This window comes from Methylosinus sp. sav-2 (genome assembly GCF_004366495.1).
Taxonomy (GTDB): domain Bacteria; phylum Pseudomonadota; class Alphaproteobacteria; order Rhizobiales; family Beijerinckiaceae; genus Methylosinus.
Genome location: NZ_SOEJ01000001.1, coordinates 1 through 17664, shown reverse-complemented (window position 1 = coordinate 17664; position 17664 = coordinate 1). Strand labels below are relative to the sequence as shown.

The 17664-nt window shown below is 63.1% G+C and carries 14 protein-coding genes and 1 pseudogene; 8 read left to right on the top strand and 7 right to left on the bottom strand.

Annotated elements, in window-relative coordinates; all coding sequences use genetic code 11:
- Nucleotides 1-5: 5 nt before the first annotated feature.
- Together EDE12_RS00080 and EDE12_RS00075 are read right to left on the bottom strand one after the other, a co-directional pair.
- Entirely contained in the window at nt 6-659 is a 654-nt protein-coding gene (locus EDE12_RS00080) for a DedA family protein (protein WP_036291366.1), read from the bottom strand.
- A gap of 118 nt (nt 660-777) precedes the next feature.
- Nucleotides 778-1221 (bottom strand): hypothetical protein, encoded by a 444-nt coding sequence (locus tag EDE12_RS00075; RefSeq protein ID WP_064033801.1) that lies wholly within the window; start codon nt 1219-1221, stop codon nt 778-780.
- Between the two features lie 395 nt (nt 1222-1616).
- Here EDE12_RS00075 and EDE12_RS00070 point away from each other — a divergent pair, with 395 nt between their 5' ends.
- A complete protein-coding gene (locus tag EDE12_RS00070; protein ID WP_051592632.1) occupies nt 1617-1886 on the top strand; it encodes a hypothetical protein in 270 nt (89 codons plus the stop codon).
- 80 nt (nt 1887-1966) lie between these two features.
- Here the strand turns inward: EDE12_RS00070 and EDE12_RS00065 are convergent, their stop codons facing one another.
- The 3 genes from EDE12_RS00065 to EDE12_RS00055 form a co-directional block, all read right to left on the bottom strand.
- Nucleotides 1967-2407 (bottom strand): VOC family protein, encoded by a 441-nt coding sequence (locus EDE12_RS00065; protein WP_026600089.1) that lies wholly within the window; start codon nt 2405-2407, stop codon nt 1967-1969.
- A 66-nt stretch (nt 2408-2473) separates the two neighbouring features.
- A complete protein-coding gene (locus tag EDE12_RS00060; protein ID WP_024878610.1) occupies nt 2474-2668 on the bottom strand; it encodes a hypothetical protein in 195 nt (64 codons plus the stop codon).
- 115 nt (nt 2669-2783) lie between these two features.
- On the bottom strand, nt 2784-3680 hold the full coding sequence (locus tag EDE12_RS00055; RefSeq protein ID WP_026600091.1) for a radical SAM protein: 897 nt from the start codon (nt 3678-3680) through the stop codon (nt 2784-2786).
- 112 nt (nt 3681-3792) lie between these two features.
- On the opposite strand from EDE12_RS00055, the gene EDE12_RS00050 reads away from it, so the two are divergent.
- Complete coding sequence (locus tag EDE12_RS00050; RefSeq protein ID WP_026600092.1) at nt 3793-5232, top strand: IS1182 family transposase; 1440 nt, start codon at nt 3793-3795, stop codon at nt 5230-5232.
- A 273-nt stretch (nt 5233-5505) separates the two neighbouring features.
- On the opposite strand, the pseudogene EDE12_RS00045 reads toward EDE12_RS00050, so the two are convergent.
- Together EDE12_RS00045 and EDE12_RS00040 are read right to left on the bottom strand one after the other, a co-directional pair.
- A pseudogene (locus tag EDE12_RS00045) lies at nt 5506-5667 on the bottom strand (IS5/IS1182 family transposase); the annotation flags it as partial.
- A gap of 436 nt (nt 5668-6103) precedes the next feature.
- Nucleotides 6104-7573, bottom strand: coding sequence for a TolC family protein (locus EDE12_RS00040; RefSeq protein WP_036291371.1), 1470 nt, complete (start codon nt 7571-7573; stop codon nt 6104-6106).
- A 247-nt stretch (nt 7574-7820) separates the two neighbouring features.
- Here EDE12_RS00040 and EDE12_RS00035 point away from each other — a divergent pair, with 247 nt between their 5' ends.
- The 6 genes from EDE12_RS00035 to EDE12_RS00005 all read left to right on the top strand — a co-directional run bounded on the left by EDE12_RS00035 (nt 7821) and on the right by EDE12_RS00005 (nt 17608).
- Complete coding sequence (locus EDE12_RS00035; protein ID WP_245275846.1) at nt 7821-8549, top strand: TetR/AcrR family transcriptional regulator; 729 nt, start codon at nt 7821-7823, stop codon at nt 8547-8549.
- An 84-nt stretch (nt 8550-8633) separates the two neighbouring features.
- Nucleotides 8634-9743, top strand: coding sequence for an efflux RND transporter periplasmic adaptor subunit (locus EDE12_RS00030; RefSeq protein WP_036291373.1), 1110 nt, complete (start codon nt 8634-8636; stop codon nt 9741-9743).
- Nucleotides 9740-12886: an efflux RND transporter permease subunit gene (locus EDE12_RS00025; RefSeq protein WP_036291375.1), complete on the top strand. Its 3147-nt coding sequence runs from the start codon at nt 9740-9742 to the stop codon at nt 12884-12886. The genes EDE12_RS00030 and EDE12_RS00025 overlap by 4 nt, the downstream gene beginning before the upstream one ends.
- Before the next feature lie 82 nt (nt 12887-12968).
- On the top strand, nt 12969-13709 hold the full coding sequence (locus tag EDE12_RS00020; protein WP_166671815.1) for an SDR family NAD(P)-dependent oxidoreductase: 741 nt from the start codon (nt 12969-12971) through the stop codon (nt 13707-13709).
- Nucleotides 13710-13860: 151 nt separating this feature from the next.
- Complete coding sequence (locus EDE12_RS00015) at nt 13861-15045, top strand: thiolase family protein (RefSeq protein ID WP_026600096.1); 1185 nt, start codon at nt 13861-13863, stop codon at nt 15043-15045.
- Between the two features lie 1054 nt (nt 15046-16099).
- Nucleotides 16100-17608: a DUF4173 domain-containing protein gene (locus EDE12_RS00005; RefSeq protein WP_051592633.1), complete on the top strand. Its 1509-nt coding sequence runs from the start codon at nt 16100-16102 to the stop codon at nt 17606-17608.
- Nucleotides 17609-17664: the final 56 nt, after the last annotated feature.

The following is a 17664-nucleotide window of genomic DNA, read 5'->3' as shown; positions in this document are numbered from 1 at the left end:
GCGCGTCACGGCCGGCGATGATCGATGCGCTCGAAATGCGCCTCGGCCTCTCTGGTCAGCCGCTCCTCGTGGATCTTCCAATAGCGCCACAGCAGAAAGGCGCCGAGAATCGCGCCGGCGAGGCCCAGCCAGCCGATCGGGCCGGCGATGCGATGGATGGCCGCGCCGAAAACATAGCCGCCGAGGCCGAAGACCAGCGCCCAGCAAATGCCGCCCGCGGCGTTGTAGAACAGGAATTTGAGCGGATCGAAGCGATTGGCGCCGGCGAGCACGGCGGCCAATATACGCAGCAGCGCGATGAAGCGGCCGAAGAACACGATGGAGCCGCCCCAGCGCATGAAGAGATATTGCCCGAGGCGCAATTGCGGCGGCCCGACGCCGACATGCGAGCCATAGCGCATCAGCAGCTTCACGCCGAACTCGCGTCCGATCCAAAAGCCGATATTGTCGCCGAAGATCGCGCCGGCCGCCGCGGCCAGAATGACGAAGCGAATGTCCATATTGCCGGAGTGCCCGGCGTAAATGGCCGCGCCGACCAATGTCGTCTCGCCGGGGAGCGGTATGCCGGCGCTCTCCAGCGCCACGACGACGAATATGGCCCAATAGCCATAGGTCGTCAGAATGGAGACGATCTGCGCTTCGTCGATCAGTCCCGACATGCCCCGCCTTTGCCGATTCGACCGAGAGACGGTCGAGCGACGGCATTGTCGCCGCCGGGCGCGCCGCCGGCAAGAGAGGCCTCGGGCAAAAGAGGCCGCCGAAAGGCGCGAGCTCGTCTCAGCGCGCGGCGCGCCGCAGGGGAACGACGCCCTCGAAGGTGAGGCCGCCATCGCGCCGCAGGAAAGGCAGTCCGAAGCCTTTCACGTCATCGGCGAATTGCGCGCCGCCTTCCAGCGCCTTCTCCACCACCCTGCGCAGCCCGCTGAGGATCGGCTGATCGCAGCCGGCCATCTCGTGCGCCAGCTGCGCGCGCTCCGCCTCATCGGCCCGCAGCGCGAAATCGCGCACCACGACGGAGACGAAACGACCCTCGCTGACGCCATTCTCCTGCGCGACGGCGCGGACTCTCTCGGCGAAAACGCCTCCGATGCAGAAAGTCGCCGCCTGCGCGACCTTGTCGTTCGAGCATGAATGGATGAGATCGGTGACGAGCATGACCTTTTCTCCGTCCTGCGAACGAAACTCTCCTGCGCCGATGGAATGCATCTTCGGAATTCCCATAGTCTTCTCGCGGCAGTCTTCTTGCGGCGTTGTTTGTCCGCTTCCGTCCGAAACGCCGCCCGAGCCTCCGCCGTCACGCAAAAGCCGGACCAGATTTTTCAAAAGCCCCCTCGTCTTTCCCGCAGCTCTATCGTCGAAAAACTGGGTTACATTTGAATCTATTCGGTCATTCGGACTTCCCGCCCGGCGCCGCATAAGCAAAACGCCGTAGTTCCGAAAAGGTTTCATCGCCATCCGCCCTTTTACGCTCGGCGCGCGGCGGAAAAGCGGCGAAGGCCTTGCCGGCCGCCGGGACGGCCCGATTTCTTTGGGGATGAGCCGCACGCGCAAAAGGCGCGTCCTGCGCCGGGCGTGGCGGCTTCTATGGAGGAAAGTCGATGGAACGTCGCTCTTTCATGAGATTTTTCGTTATCGGCGCGGCGGCGGCGCTGGTCGCCGGCCCCTCTCACGCCCTCACCTCGGTCGCGCCGCTCGAGGCGCCGCGGGCGCCGGAGCCGGCTCCCGAGGCCGCTGTGGCGACGCCGGAGGATCTCGAGCGGGCGCAGGTCGAAAAGACCTATTGGTACTATCGTCGCCGCGTCTGGCGGCCGCGCTGGCGTCGCCGCTACTGGCGCCGGTATTATCGGCCGCGTTACTGGCGTCGCCGTCGCTACTATTATTACTGAGCGCTTTTTAGAGCGCTTTCCGATCGAACGGACCCGTTCGATCGATCAGAATTCGCTCCAACGAAAGAAAGTTAGAGCGCTCACCAGGCGCCGGTGTTGGGCATGGAGCTCCAGGGCTCGGCCGGCGGCAGCGGCGCCCCCTTCTGCAGCAGCTCGATCGAGATTTGATCGGGCGAGCGGATGAAGGCCATATAGCCGTCGCGCGGCGGGCGGTTGATCGTCACGCCGGCCGCCTGCAGCCGCGCGCATACGGCGTAGATGTCGTCGACCGCGAAAGCGAGATGGCCGAAATTGCGGCCGCCGGCATAATCATGCTCGTCCCAATTATAGGTGAGCTCGACGAGCGCCGCGCCGGCCTCCTTCGCCTGCGGAAGATCGTCCGGCGCAGCGAGATAGACGAGGGTGAAGCGGCCCTTCTCATTCTCGGTGCGGCGCACTTCGGCGAGGCCGAGCTTGCCGCAGAAGAAATCCAGCGAGCCGTCGAGATCGCCGACGCGGATCATCGTGTGGAGAAATTGCATATTGGCGCCTCTTGCGGGGGTGAGAGGCGGCGAGCATAGCCGCTCCCTCGCGCCGACGCACGCGCCCTATTGATGCGGCGGGATCTTCAGCGCGCTCTCCAGCGCGATGATGATCGGAATGAGCGCCTCCTTCTCCTGCTCGGCCGAGCCGAACTCGGCGGACTTCAGCCGCTGCTCCACCTCGTGAATCGTCATCAGGCGCCGCTCCAGGACGATCAGCAGCTCCCTGGCGATCTGCGGCTCGAGCTCGATTCTGATCATGCGCGCATCTTTCCTCATCGACTGGCCGATTCCGATCGACCGAGCCGCAGCATAGGTCCTGCTCGCAGGGGGCGCTGTGCGCTGGCGCATATTGCGAGCGTCGGAAAGGACGTCTCTACAGTCCCCGCGCCCAGGCGGGCCGCAGCGGGGCGTCCTCCGGCGCGGCGATGGCGGCGCGCAATTGCTCGAGCAGGCGCGGCTTGTCGGCGCCGAGCGTGCCGCGCAGCACCAGCCAATTGGAGGCGTGATCGCTGCGGAAAACGGTGCGCTTCAATTCCAGCCGTGAGAGAAAGCGCTCCATCTCGCGCAGCAGCCCCGGCACGTCGAGCGGCGCGAAATCGGGGAAATCGGCGCGAAATCGCGCCTCGCCCTTGGGGAAGCTGACCACCAGCGTCGCCAGAAACTCCGGCTGCGCGGCGTTGAGCAGCGCGGCGGAATTTTCCGCATGCGCCTCGCTGAGCGCGGCGCCGCCGAGCCCGTTGAGAATCATCACCGAGCGCTTGATCCCGGCCGCGCCGAGCTTCTCCAGCGCGTCGCGGGTGGAGGCGAAAGTCTCGCCCTTCTGGACCCGCGCCAGCACATCGTCGTCGCCCGATTCCGCGCCGACATAGACCAGCGAGAGGCCGAGCGCGGCGAGATCGCGCAGCTCGGCGACGGATTTGCGGCTGACATTGCGCGGCAGGCAATAGCTCGACACGCGCCGCACGCCCGGCAGCTCGCGGCGGATCGCCTCGAGAATGGCGGCGAGACGCCGCGTCGACAATGTCATGGCGTCGCCATCGGCCAGAAACATGCGCGCGACAGAGGCCCCATAAATCTCGCCGCAGCGCTTGATGTTCTCCATTACCTCGGCTTCGTCCCGCGGGCGGAAGCGCTTTTGCGGCGCGGTATACATCTCGCAGAAGCTGCAACGATTCCACGAGCATCCATCGGTGACGGGAAGAATCAGCGACTCCGCCTCGCTGGGCGGACGAAAGACGGGCTCGACATAGCGGATGGGGGCGTCGGTCATGGGGGGAGTCTAATACGAGGAGGCCGGGACGGGAATGGGGGCGGCGAGTGACCCTGGCTGTGTGAAAACGTCGTTGATGCTATGATTTTCTAGTGATTTGCCGGGGGTTCTCATGAAGCGCTTTGTCGAAGGGGCGGATCGTGGACAGGGCGCGCTTTTTCCGGAATGCCTCGATGATTGGATCGGCGAGGACAATCCCATTCGGGTGATCGACGTTTTCGTCGATGAGCTCAATCTGCATACGCTCGGGTTCGGCGGGGTCGATCCCAAGGCGACGGGCCGGCCTTCCTATCATTCCTCCTGCCTGCTGAAGCTCTACATTTACGGCTACCTCAACCGGGTTCAATCGAGCCGGCGACTGGAGCGCGAGGCCGGACGCAACGTCGAGGTGATGTGGCTGACTCGGCGTCTGGCTCCAGATCACAAGACGATTGCCGATTTCCGCAAGAACAACGGTCTCGCCATCCGGCAGGTTTGCGTCCGCTTCGTCGCGCTGTGCCGCACGATGGGCCTGCTCACACAAGCCAGCGTCGCGATCGATGGCAGCAAGTTCAAGGCGGTCAACAACCGGGACGAGAACTTTACGCGCGCCAAGATGGAGCGGCGCATGGCGCAGATCGAGGAGAGCGTCGCGCGCTATTTGCAGCAACTCGACAGCGCCGACCGACAGGAGCCGTCCGAGGCGCTGAAGATCAAAGCAGGCCGCCTCAAAGAGAAGATCGCGAAGCTGAAGGGCGAGATGCAGCGTCTCGAGGCGCTCGAGACGCAAATGCTCGATGCGCCGGACCAGCAGATTTCGTTGACGGATCCCGACGCCCGCTCGATGGCGACGAGCGGCCGCGGCTCCGGAGTAGTCGGTTACAATGTGCAAACGGCGGTCGACACGACGCATCATTTGATCGTCACCCATGAGGTGACCAATGTCGGCGCGGATCGATCTCAGCTCGCCAACATGGCCAAGCAAGCAAAGGCGACGCTGGAGACGGAGAGCCTCGACGTCGTCGCTGACCGCGGCTACTTCAATAGCGCGGAGATTCTGGCGTGCGCGCAGGCGGGTGTCACGGTCACGCTGCCCAAGCCGATGACCTCCGGGGCAAAGTCCGAAGGACGCTTCGGCAAGCAAGACTTTCGCTACGACGCGGAGCAAGACGTTTATATTTGTCCCGCCGGCGAACGCCTGATCTATCGCTTCACGCGCGAGGAAAACGGTCTCAATCTGCGCCGCTATTGGACCAGCGCCTGCGGCGCTTGCGCGATCAAGCCTCAGTGCACGCCGAGCGTGCAGCGGCGCGTCACCCGCTGGGAACACGAGCATCTTCTCGAAGCCGTGCAACGCCGACTTGATGCAGACCCGGGGAAGATGCGCGTGCGACGCGAGACGGTCGAGCACCCCTTCGGCACCATCAAGGCGCGGATGGGAGCAACCCACTTCCTGATGAAAACCAAGCCGCGCGTCGCCACTGAGATGGCGCTGCACGTGCTCGCCTACAACCTCACACGTGTCCTCAACATCATGGGCGTCAGGCCGCTGATGGCGGCGATACAGGGATAATCGCGGCCCTATGATCCTCGCTCCCGCCCCCTGAGCCTCCACAGAGCGGTTCATAGAAGCGGCTGACGCGCCGTCGGCCCGAAAAATAGCGAAAACTCGCCAAAGCGCGAGCGCCGGAGCGCGCTGCCATGGTATCGCGTTGTCATAAATGGCGCGGCGCCGTTTTCACACAACCAAGACCGAGGCCGTGTGAAAACGCCTCTTCGAAGGCACGCGTGACGATTTTTTGCTTTTGAACGAACGAGGAATCGGGACGCCGTCTGGCTATCGCGATTAGGCTGCGATTGTCTCCATGAGCGGCTCGACTCCGAAGATGTTGAGCATCCGCTTCATATTGTAGGCGAGCACATGAAGACTCATCTCGGTTTTGACCTTTTCCTGGGTTCGGGTCAGGAAGTGGGCGGCGCCCATCCATGCCTTCAACGTCTCGAACGGGCGTCTGGCGACGGAAGTCTATGCGCACGGCGCCGCGCCGACGCCGGGGAGGGGATCGCAATTCTACTACCACGCCGATGGCGAAGGCTCGATCCGCCTGATCACCAACGCCGGCTCGACCGTCTGCACCCGCTACGACACAGTTTCGGCCGGCGGCTGGCGGTGTTGGAGAGCCTCACCTTGCAGCCCTATGGCTGGAAGAGGCGCGAACGGATTCCGGGTCCGGATATTTATTACAACCGCGCGCGCTTCTACGATCCGGCGCTCGGGCGCTTCCTCGCCGAGGATCCCCCTCGGCTATGGCGGTGGCGATTCCAACCTCTATAGCTTCGCCTCCTCCGGAACTGAGCGCTACACGACTACACTGGTTGGACGGCCGATTGCATCAGTTGGCAGGCGATGTGTCTCGCCCAATTTTCAACTCCACGTCGCTCGTTCACGGCGCGGAATCGGGCGTTCCGCCCAATGCCCTGAACACGCGGACAGTGGCCCTCGCCGTGTCTGCGCGACTGCGGGCGAGCTCGCTTCTGGCGACCAACAATTGTCGGTTGGCGTCGAGCGCGTCGGTGAGCGGTATCCCGCCGGCGCGGTAGGCGCTTTGCGCGAGAGTGAGAGCTCGCTTCACAGCCGAAATCTCCGCCTCCAGCTCTTTCGTTTGCGCCTTGGCCTGCATGAAGGCGGTGAACGCGTTCTCGACGTCTTCGGCCGCGTGCAAGATCGACTGCCGATATCTGGCGAGCGCCTCGGCGTGCGCGCCTTCAGCCTGCGTCACCTCGGAGTCGATCTTGCCGAAATCGAACAACCGCCAACGCAAGCCCGCGACTGCTTGGGGCTGGAATGTGGCGGATCTGAAGAGATGCGAAACATTCATGCTTTCGAAGCCGAGCAGGCCGGAGATCGAAATTTTCGGATAGTAGCCGGAGATCGCTTCGCCGATCCGTGCATTGGACGATGCGAGTCGCCGTTCGGCGGCGATGACGTCCGGCCGGCGGCGTAAGACGTCTATCGGCTTGTCGCCTCCGAAAACGTGAGAAACCGCTGCTATGTTCGCAGGCGCTCTCAGCTCCACGGCATAGGTCCCGGGTTGCGCGCCCATGAGAACGTCGAGGCGATTGAGTTGCGCCTCCAAATCGACGCGCAACGGCGGAAGAGCGCTGCGCGCCTGATAGAGAAGCGCTTCGGCTTGCGCCGTTTCCCGCGCCGAGGCAAGGCCGAGGGCGGAACGTTGGCGAACGAGGTCGAGCAGATGCGCGTCAGTAGCGATCTGCCCTTCCGTCGCAGCGATTTGCGCCTGATCTCCGCGTATCTGGAAATAGGCGTCGCCGGCGTCGGCCGCCACCGAAATGCGCGTCCCGAGACGAGCCGCCTCGGCGGCTTCGGCCTCGGCGCTCGCCGCCTCGGCGCCGCGACGCAAGCCGCCGAAGACGTCGATTTCCCAGCTCGAGCTGATTCCGAGGTCGAATAAAGCCTGGTTCGGATCATAGCCGGGCAGGTTTCTTCCGATTGCGCCGACCGGACTTTCGAGCGACTGGCGGATTTTCACCGCCTGCGCGGTCGTATCCGTGGTCGGCAAAAGTTTGGCGCCGGCTTCCCGCGCGGCGGCGCGAGCCTGCTCGACCCGTGCGAGTGACGCAGCCAGATCGAGATTTTGGTCCAGGGCGCGCCGAATGATGCGTGTCAGCGTCGGATCATCGAACCCTGTCCACCATCGATCCAGTGGCGGAGAATCATCCCGGCGCGCCGGGAGGGCGCCGATGCTATGAAAATCCGCGAGCGATATCGTCGGGGCCACATAGTCGGGACCGACGGCGCACCCTGAAACGCTCGCCCCGAATAGTGTCGCCGCCAGAGCGAGCGCCTTGTGATCTCGCGCGAGCGGAGGCTTCGGAGTGGAGGCGAATTTCATCGGCTGGGCCTCTTCTATCGGGCGGGGCGACACTGCGCTGTCGCGCGCGTGACCAACGCCCGCTGTCGCTCCAGCTCAGTGGCTGAGAAATAGGTTACGAGTGACGATATTGTCAACTCATAACTAAGCGCGTAAGATTTGGCAGGTTCGCGAACGGGCGTCCTGTCGACCTTCGTGCGGCCGAGCTCGATGCGCGATCGCGCCGTTCAGTCGAAGGTCGGCAGGACCCGCCATACAGGAGGCTCGAATGGACGCTGATCGCCAGACCTCTCATCCGGAAGATTTTCCCGGCGCGAGCCGAGTTGGATTTGAGCGCACAATTTTGGCATATGGTGGCTCCATGACTGACAAGAGCCACAAGAACCGTTCTTCCGACTCACCTCCGGGGCGCCGCGGGCCGGCTGAACATGAGCGGCGCGAGCAGATCGTGAGCGCGGCGAACGAGCATTTCCGCCGTTACGGCTATAACAAGACGACAGTGGCGGACCTCGCCAGAGCGATCGGCTTGTCGACCGCATATATCTACAAATTTTTCGACTCGAAGCAGGCGATCGGCGAAGCCGCTTGCGCCGAGTCTCTGGGCGGGATCATCGCCGCTCTGAAGAAAATCGTCGGTCAGAAGAAGTCCGCCGCAGAAAGGCTTCGCGCTATGTACCAGTGCCTCACGCGCGAAAGCGCGGCGCTTTTCTTCAATGAGCGAAAGCTCCACGAAATCGTGATCACGGCGTGCTCGGAAGCGTGGCGACCGATCTCGGACTACGAGGACGCAATGCTGGGGCTCATCCGCGAACTCGTCGCAGAAGGACGCGAGAAGGGCGAGTTCGAGCGCAAGACGCCCATCGAGGAAACATGTCGCGCCATCCTCCAGACGATGGAGCTATGCTGGAATCCACGCCTTCTGGAGCGGCACTTCGATGACATCGAGGAGCGCGCGGCCGCTATGGCGAATCTGGTGTTACGGAGCCTTGCCCCTTAGCTTGCGTTTGGTGACGAGTGACGGATTGACAATATCGTCACATGTTTCTAATTTGGGTTTCGAGCTTGGCTTGGGACCCCGAACATGCCCGGATTGGAAAAATCGACTGTTGCTGCGGCTGCTGTTTTCGCCGCGTTGAGCCTCGCAGCCTGCGGCAGGTCTGAACAAGACCCGAGAACCAAGCAGCAGCTTGTCCGGATCGCAACCGTAGAGCAGGCCGGCGCGCCAGAGCGGGCCTTCACAGGCGCTGTCGCCGCGCGCGTGCAGAGCAATCTCGGCTTCCGAGTCGGAGGCAAGGTCATCGAACGTCTGGTCGACACCGGCCAGAAAGTGCGAGCTCGCCAGCCTGTCATGCGTATCGATTCTATCGATTATCAGCATGCGATCACCGTTCGAGCCGGCGATGTCACCGCTGCGAAGGCCCGCTACGCTCAGGCGGCAGCCGACGAAGCGCGCTATCGCAAGCTGGTCGGTTCGGGCGCAGTATCCAAATCGGCATATGATCAGGCAAAAGCCACGGCGGACGCCACGCGAGCGCAATTGGAGGCAGCCGAAGCGCAGCTGAAGGTCGCAAAAGACGAGCTCGAATATTCCACTCTTCTCGCGGACGCCGACGGCGTCGTGGTCGAGACGCTCGCCGAGCCCGGCCAAGTCGTTTCCGCAGGCCAAATCGTCGTGAAGCTCGCGCATTCGGGGCCGCGCGAAGCGGCCGTCAATCTGCCTGAGACAATACGTCCATCGATCGGATCGACGGCGCGGGCCACTGTATACGGGAGCCAGATCGGCTCGGTCGCGCGTCTCAGGCAGCTTTCGGACGCCGCTGATCCACAGACCCGGACCTTCGAAGCCCGCTATGTGCTGGAAGGAGCGGCGCAGCAAGCGCCGCTCGGCGCGACGGTCACAGTCTACCTCGCCAAGGACGATGCGGCTTCGGCGACCTCGGCGCCGCTCGGAGCGATCTTCGACAAGGGCGACGGGCCTGGCGTTTGGATTGTGAATGCCGACACGGTTTCGTTCCGTCCGGTCCAGATCGCACGCCTCGGCGCGGAAACAGCAATTCTCCTGAAGGGCGTCGTCGCCGGCGAGCATGTCGTGGCCCTGGGCGCCCATCTTCTGCACGAAGGCGAGCGCGTTCGTATCGATGGCGCGCACATCGAGGCTGGACAGGCTCGGAACGAGAAGGCGGCGAAATGAGCAGCTTCAATCTCTCCGCCCTGGCGGTCCGCGAACGAGCGATCACGCTCTTTCTTCTGATCGCAGTCACCCTGGCTGGCGTCTTCGCCTTCAGCCGGCTCGGCCGAGCGGAAGATCCGGCCTTCACGATCAAGTCGCTGATCGTAACCGCCGCCTGGCCTGGGGCGACCGCCGAGGAGATGCAGAATCTCGTCGCGGAGCCCCTCGAGAAGCGGCTGCAAGAACTGCGTTGGTATGATCGCGTCGAGACCTTCACGCGTCCGGGCTTGGCCTTCATTACCCTGACGCTGCAGGACAAGACTCCGCCGTCGGTCGTTCAGGAGGAGTTTTATCAGGCCCGAAAGAAGCTCGGCGACGAGGCTCACAAACTGCCTGCCGGCGCGCTCGGTCCATTCGTGAACGACGAATATTCCGATGTGAGTTTCGCCGTATACGCCGTGAAAGCCCGCGGCATGCAGCCGCGCGAGCTGACGCGTGAGGCGGAAGCGTTGCGCCAACGGCTGTTGCATGTCGCCGGCGTCAAAAAGGTCGATATTCTCGGCGAGCGCCCGGAGCGAATTTTCGTCAACTTCTCGTATGAGCGGCTCTCGACGCTCGGGATCGCCCCGCGCGAAATCGTCGATGCGCTCCGGCGTCAGAACGCCGTTACCCCCGCTGGATCGATCGACGCCAACGGGCCGCAGGTCTTCATTCGCATCGACGGAGCTTTCGACAGCCCGCAAAAAATCGCCGACACGCCTCTGGTCAGTGGCGGCCGTGTGCTGAAGCTGTCCGACATCGCGGATGTCACACGCGGCTACGAAGATCCAGCGACCTATCTGATCCGTCACAATGGCGAGCCGGCCATGGCGCTCAGCCTCGTCATGAAAGAAGGGGTGAACGGCCTCGAGCTGGGAAAGGCGCTGGATGCGGAGGAGGCCAAGATCGCGCAGGAACTGCCGGCCGGGCTCTCCTTCACCAAGGTCAGCGATCAAGCCGTCAACATCGCGGAGTCGGTCGACGAGTTCATGCTCAAATTCTTTGTCGCTCTCGGCGTGGTCCTCGTCGTGAGCCTGGTCAGTCTCGGTTGGCGCGTCGGCATCGTGGTCGCGGCCGCAGTTCCGCTCACTCTCGCGGCGGTTCTCGTCATCATGCTGGTCACGGATCGCGTGTTCGATCGCGTCACGCTCGGCGCCTTGATCATCTCGCTCGGACTCCTCGTCGACGATGCGATCATCGCCATCGAGATCATGGTGGTGAAGCTGGAAGAAGGCTACGATCGCGTCAAAGCGGCGGCCTATGCCTGGAGCAACACCGCCGCGCCGATGCTGTCGGGCACACTGGTGACCATCATCGGCTTCACGCCCGTCGGATTCGCTCGCTCGACGGCCGGCGAATATGCCGGCAATATTTTCTGGATCGTCGGTTTCGCGCTGATCACGTCTTGGATCGTCGCGGTCGTCTTCACCCCATATTTGGGGGTGAAGCTGCTTCCCGACATCGAGCCGGTCGAAGGCGGACACCATGCGATTTATGCGACGCCGAACTATCAAAAGCTTCGACGCTTCATAACGTCGGCGGTCGACCAGAAATTCAAGGTCGCGGGGATCGTGCTCGGATTATTCGTCCTCGCGGGTGCAGGAATGGCCGTCGTCAAGAAACAATTCTTCCCGACCTCGGATCGACCGGAAGTTCTGGCCGAAGTCCAGATGCCGGAAGGCTCGAGCATAGAGACGACCAGCGCCGCGGCTGCGAAGCTGGAGAGCTGGCTGAAGCAGCAGCCGGAAACGAAAATCGTCACGACCTATATCGGTCAGGGCGCGGCGCGTTTCTTCTTTTCCTATAGTCCCGAGCTCCCCGATGCATCCTTCGCGAAGCTGATCGTCTTGACGCCGGATGCGGAGGCCCGCGACCGCCTCAAAATACGCTTTCGAGAGCGTGTCGCCGAAGGGCTGGCGCCCGAGGCCCGCATTCGCGTGTCGCAGCTGGTGTTCGGCCCCTACACGCATTTTCCTGTCTCGTTTCGAGTGATGGGGCCGGACACGACCAAGTTGCGCGCCATCGCCGATGAGGTGCTGGCGGTGATGCGAGCCAATCCGAATACGCGCCAAGTCAATCAGGACTGGGGCGAGCGGGCGCCGACGGTTCACTTCGTTCTGGATCAGGATCGTCTCCAGCTGATCGGTCTCACCTCCATCGACGTGGCGGAGCAGCTGCAGTTTCTTCTCACCGGCGTCACCGCCACCCAGGTGCGCGAGGATATTCGAATCGTCGACGTGGCGGGGCGCAGCGCGGGGCCGGAGCGTCTCGATCCGGTCAAGCTCGGGGACCTCACCCTGACCGGCAAGAGCGGGAATTCGATTCCGCTCAGCCAGATCGGCCAGGTCGAGATTCGCCCGGAAGAGCCCGTTCTGAGGCGGCGTGATCGGACACCGACGATCACGGTTCAATGTGACATCGACGAGGCGCTTCAACCGCCGCAGGTCTCGGCGGAAATCCAGACAGCGCTGGCGCCGATCATCGCGCGCCTTCCCGATCAATATCGGATCGAAATGGGCGGCAACGCCGAGGAATCGAACAAGGCTAATTCAGCGTTGGCTCCGATCTTCCCGATCATGATTCTCTTCACGCTGTTCGTCATCGTCCTTCAAGTTCGGTCCCTGCCGGCAATGGGAATGGTGTTTCTGACAGCTCCTTTGGGATTGCTCGGCACGGTTCCGATCCTGCTGCTGTTCGGGCAGCCCTTCGGCTTCAATGCAATCCTGGGACTGATCGGCCTCTCCGGCATTCTGATGCGCAACACCTTAATTCTGATCGGTCAGATTCAGACCAATGAGGCCGAGGGCTTAGACACCTATCACGCGGTTATCGAGGCGACTGTCCAACGCGCGCGCCCTGTGATCTTGACCGCGCTCGCCGCCGTCCTCGCTTTCATTCCGCTGACCCACTCGGTGTTCTGGGGCTCCATGGCCTATACGCTGATCGGAGGGACGGCTGTCGGCACTGTCTTGATCCTGCTCTTCCTTCCAGCGCTCTACGCGATCTGGTTCAAAGTGAAGCCTGCGGGCGCGAGGCCGACTGAAAATGAACATGACGCCGTCGGGCTGCCGACCCGCCGCCATACATCTCATGACATGAGTTTGGATGTCGACTCGAGAGCGTAGCTCGAAAGCGCCGGCAGCATAATGGCCCGCTCAATGCGATGAACTCGCCCAGCTCAAGCACGATCTACAAGGAGCCATGACAATGGAAATCGCTGGAAAACTTGCGCTTGTGACTGGCGCCTCGGGCGGCATCGGCGCCGCGACCGCACGCGCGCTCGCCGGCAAAGGAGCGCGCGTAATCTTGGTCGCGCGTTCAGGCGACAAGTTGGCGCAATTGGCGCAAGAGATCGAAGCGGCGGGAGGCAGCGCGCTCGCCGTAGAGTGCGATCTCTCGAACTCTGATGAAATATCTCGCATGGGAGAACAAGTGCTCGAAAAGGCCGGAACGCCCGATATTATCATCAATAATGCCGGCTCTGGCCGCTGGCTCCCGACTGTCGAAACAACTCCGCAGGAAGCTCGACAGATGATCGAGCTGCCTTATCTCGCCGCGTTCGACGTAACGAGATTCTTCCTTCCGCGATTGTTGGCGGCGCATAGCGGCCATATCGTCAACGTGACATCTCCAGCGTCTTATATGGTGTGGCCGAATGCAGCCGCTTACATTGCCGCACGCCAAGCATTGAAGGGTTTTTCGGATGCCCTGCGCACGGAAGTCGAAGCGAAAGGCGTGTTCGTCAGCCTCGTCGTGCTCGGCGTCGTGGAGAGCAGCTATTGGGAGCATAACCCCGGAAGCAGAGAACATGCTTCGAAAGCCATTCCGCCGTTGACGACGGACCAGGCTGCGGATGCAATCATCAAGGCGATCGAGCGACGGAAGCGACGCTTGGTTTCACCGGCGATCTTCCGGGCGATCTTTCTATTGCGGGCGCTGTTTTCCTGAAGCGCCGCCGCGAATAGCAGCGTCAGCGTCACGATCGATAGGCCGCTGCGCTCTCAGCGCGACGCGATGCTCGAACACTGTCGATAGTCTGGGCCACGGGCCGGATCCGTGAAGTTGCATGGAATCAGGTCCGTCAACACGGAGACACACTATGAAAACGCGTGAGATCGTCATCTGTAGCCCTGTCCGGACGGCAATCGGAGCCTTCGGGGGTGCGCTCAAGGAGGTCTCGGCGACAACACTCGGCTCGACGGTCGTCGCGGAGACGCTGCGTCGGTCGGGTCTCGACCCGAACCGAGTCGGCGGCGTCGTGATGGGCAATGTCATCCAGGCTGGCAACCGCATGAACCCGGCTCGGCAGGCCGCGATCGGCGGCGGGCTGCCGGTGAGCGTTCCCGCAATGACCGTAAATCGTGTCTGTGGGTCTGGCGCCCAAGCTATCGCCACGGCCGCCACGGAAATCGTCGCAGGTGAGATCGACATTGCGATCGCGGGCGGATTGGAGAGCATGGACCGCGCGCCGTACCTTCTCGGCAACGGCCGTTGGGGCTACCGGATGGGGGCGGCCGAAATCTTCGACAGCGCGGTGACAGACGGCCTCGAGGATGCATTCTCCGGCAAACATTCCGGCTGGCACACCGAAGACCTCGTTGCCCGCGCGGGACTGACGCGGGAACAGCAGGACGCATTCGCCGTCCGCTCGCAGCAGGCGTTCTCCCGCGCGCGCGAAGCTGGTCTCCTTAAGGACGAGATCGTGCCGGTCGAGGCGCCCGGTCGGAAGGGAAGCGTGCGGTTCGCTGTCGACGAAGCCCCACGTCCCGACACCACGATCGAGATACTCGCGAAGCTTCGGCCAGCGTTCAGAGACGGTGGGACCATCACGGCCGGAAACGCGCCAGGTCTAAACAGCGGCGCCGCGGCCATGGTCGTCGCCGAACGCGGATTCGCGGAGACGAACGGGATCGCGCCCATGGGCAGGCTGGCAGCCTCGGCTGTGGCTGCGGTCGAGCCAGGCCTGTTCGGCATCGGTCCTGTGCCCGCTGTCCGAAAGGCGCTGGAGCGTGCGGGTTGGAAGCTGGCGGACGTAGAGCGTTTCGAGATCAACGAAGCATTCGCCGCCGTGCCTCTCGCTTTCGCCGCCGAACTTGCGATACCGCTGGACCTCGTAAACGTGGAGGGAGGAGCGATCGCGCACGGCCATCCGATCGGGGCGACCGGCGCGATCCTCGTAACACGCCTTCTCTATTCGATGCGGCGGGACGGACTCAGGCGTGGCGTCGTCACGCTCTGCATCGGAGGCGGCCAAGGCATCGCCCTTGCCTTAGAAACGAGATGATTCGATATGAGCAGGCAGGGTTGGTCGTCGGCGGCTCCGAGACGGCGTCGACCGCAACTGATGGGGGGTGCAGTTAGGGCAGGGGGCGAGCCCTCGCCGACGCAATCATCCGGAAAAGCGGGGCAGGTGATATCGGCGCATGCGTTGCGGGCGTCCTCGCTCGCCTTGACGCCGAACGCGGCGAAATGCGCCGGCGCGGGCGGAGCGGCGTCGGCCGGGGAGGGGCGTCGTCGGAAGCGTTCAAACTCTGTCTGCTGGCCGGGGTCCCGCGGCGCCGAAAATCCGACGCCTCGGGAGGCTGCCGAGCGCGGAAACCGGCGCTGATCGCCCAGAATTCCATGGCCGCCGCGATATGTCCGATAAACCAACCTTATCGGACATCGAAACTCGCGCGACAGCACCGGCGCTTTCAGCACGGAAATGCCAATAAAACCGCCGCGAAGAAATCGGCGCGCGTCAAGCCTCAAGCGTCCTTTTGACGGCTTTCGGCTCCCGTGCGATCACGCGCTGCAACATGGCGGCCGGGCCACTGCGCGCTGACCCTGCTCCCATTTGCGATACCCGGATAGACTCTTCCCCATGAGGCGAGCCATGTCCGCCTGCGTCAGCCCACCGTGCTTGCGGACCTCGCGCCGATCTAGCGAGGCGTGAACGACGGCCGGCCCTTCGCCCTTCATGTGCGCCAGCGCTTCGCCAAGAGACTGTATCAGGTCTTCTCCGAACGCGGTCATCTCTCTTCCTCGCAGCCTTGATCGCATCGGCGCCGCTCCCGGTCCCACCGCCGATTGCACAAAAACTGCACGATAATACTCGAATTCTGCGATCGGCCCGCAACAGCACTGCAAAGCTGAAGCGCATTGTCCGAGCATGGCTGACGTCATCTCCCTCCCACTCTGCGCCCAACGCCTGCCGCCCCGGCTCGTAAATGACGGCTGGTGGCTCGCCCGCCGTACCGAGCAACCGCCTGCGGAAATCGCACCATTCCCGGTCCGCCGCCTGCGGCTCTGCAACGTCATTCCTTTCCCGATTGCCCATCGCCAAAGGAAAGCACGCGATGATTGAATTTTCTCTGTCCCATCGCCCGCCCATGCAATGGCTGGCGCTCAGGCTCTCTCTCGCCGCCGCGGCAGCGGCTCTGGCCGATTGGCTGTTCGTCGATCGTGCCGCCGTCGGCCTGTCGCTCGCCCTGTTCCTCGGCGCAATTGGTCTGCTGACGATCGTCGCCAATCCGGTTCGCGCGAACATGCGACTGCGGAGCGTCGCCGCCGCGGCATTTATTCTCGCTCTGCTGGCCATTATGGAGGACATCTCCTGGCTGTCGTTTCTCGTCGCCACCGGAGCGACACTGATGTTTGCGCAGGTCATGACTTTCGGCGGCGGCGGCGTCTGGCCCTCACAACTCCGCCGCGCGTGCAGTCTACCCTTCGTCGGCCCGTTCTGGCTGATCGGCGATGTTCTTCGTGCGCGAAGACTGTCGAGGAGCAGGCGCAAGACGATCCGGCCTGTAGGAACGCTGGTCGCCTGGATCGCGCCGGTCGGGTTGTTTCTCATATTCCTGTCGCTCTTTGCAGCGGCAAATCCTGTGATCGACGAATGGGTGCGCCTATTGGATCCGAGGCGCGGATTCGAGCTGATCTCGACGATGCGAATCCTATTCTGGATGATGATCGCGTGCCTCATTTGGCCATTGGCTCATCTGCGCCGCCCACGTAAGCGGCCGCAGCGATCGTCGCCCGCATCTGCGAGCCAGCGAGACGACGGCGCGCTGCTCGGCGCGGATGCGGTGCTGCGATCACTGCTCCTGTTCAACGCCTTGTTCGCCCTACAGACGTCGCTGGACGTCGCCTATCTCTGGGGCGGCTTGACGTTGCCGCATGGCCTCACCTATGCCGCCTATGCGCATCACGGCGCCTATCCGCTGCTGGCGACGGCAGTGCTCGCCGCCGGCTTCGTCCTCATAGCGATGCGTCCGGGCGGCCCTGCCGAAAGGTCGCGACACATAAAACCATTGGTGCTGATCTTCGTCGCGCAGAACTTCATGCTCGTCCTGTCGTCGATGTTTCGCACAGGACTCTATGTCGACGCCTATTCCCTCAGCAAACTGCGGCTTGCGGCGTTGATCTGGATGGGTTTGGTCGCTGTTGGCCTTATGCTGATCACCATTCAGATCGCCACGAAAAAAACCAATAAATGGCTGCTCGACGCCAATGCGCTCGCCGCGGCTGCGACGCTCTACCTCTGCTGCTTCCTGAATTTCCCTCATCTCGTCGCGACCTACAATGTGACGCATTGCGCCGAGACGAGCGGCTCCGGCCCGGCGCTCGACGTCGACTATCTTCTTTCGCTCGGGCCGCAGGCGATCCCCGCCTATGAACGATATGTCCGGCTCTACGCCGAGCGGACAGGGCGCCGCCCGCCGCGAGAGGAGGTCTTCGCCCGCTCCTCCACCATCGCCGATATCGACTGGCGCAGCTGGACCTTCCGAGGATGGCGCCTGAAACGATATTTCGATACAAATCCGCAGGGCGCGACGCCGACGAGCGACGACGCCTCCGGCAAATGATAGGCGCGCTTCCGTGGCCCACCGCATTCTCGTCGCCGACGACGATTCCCACATTC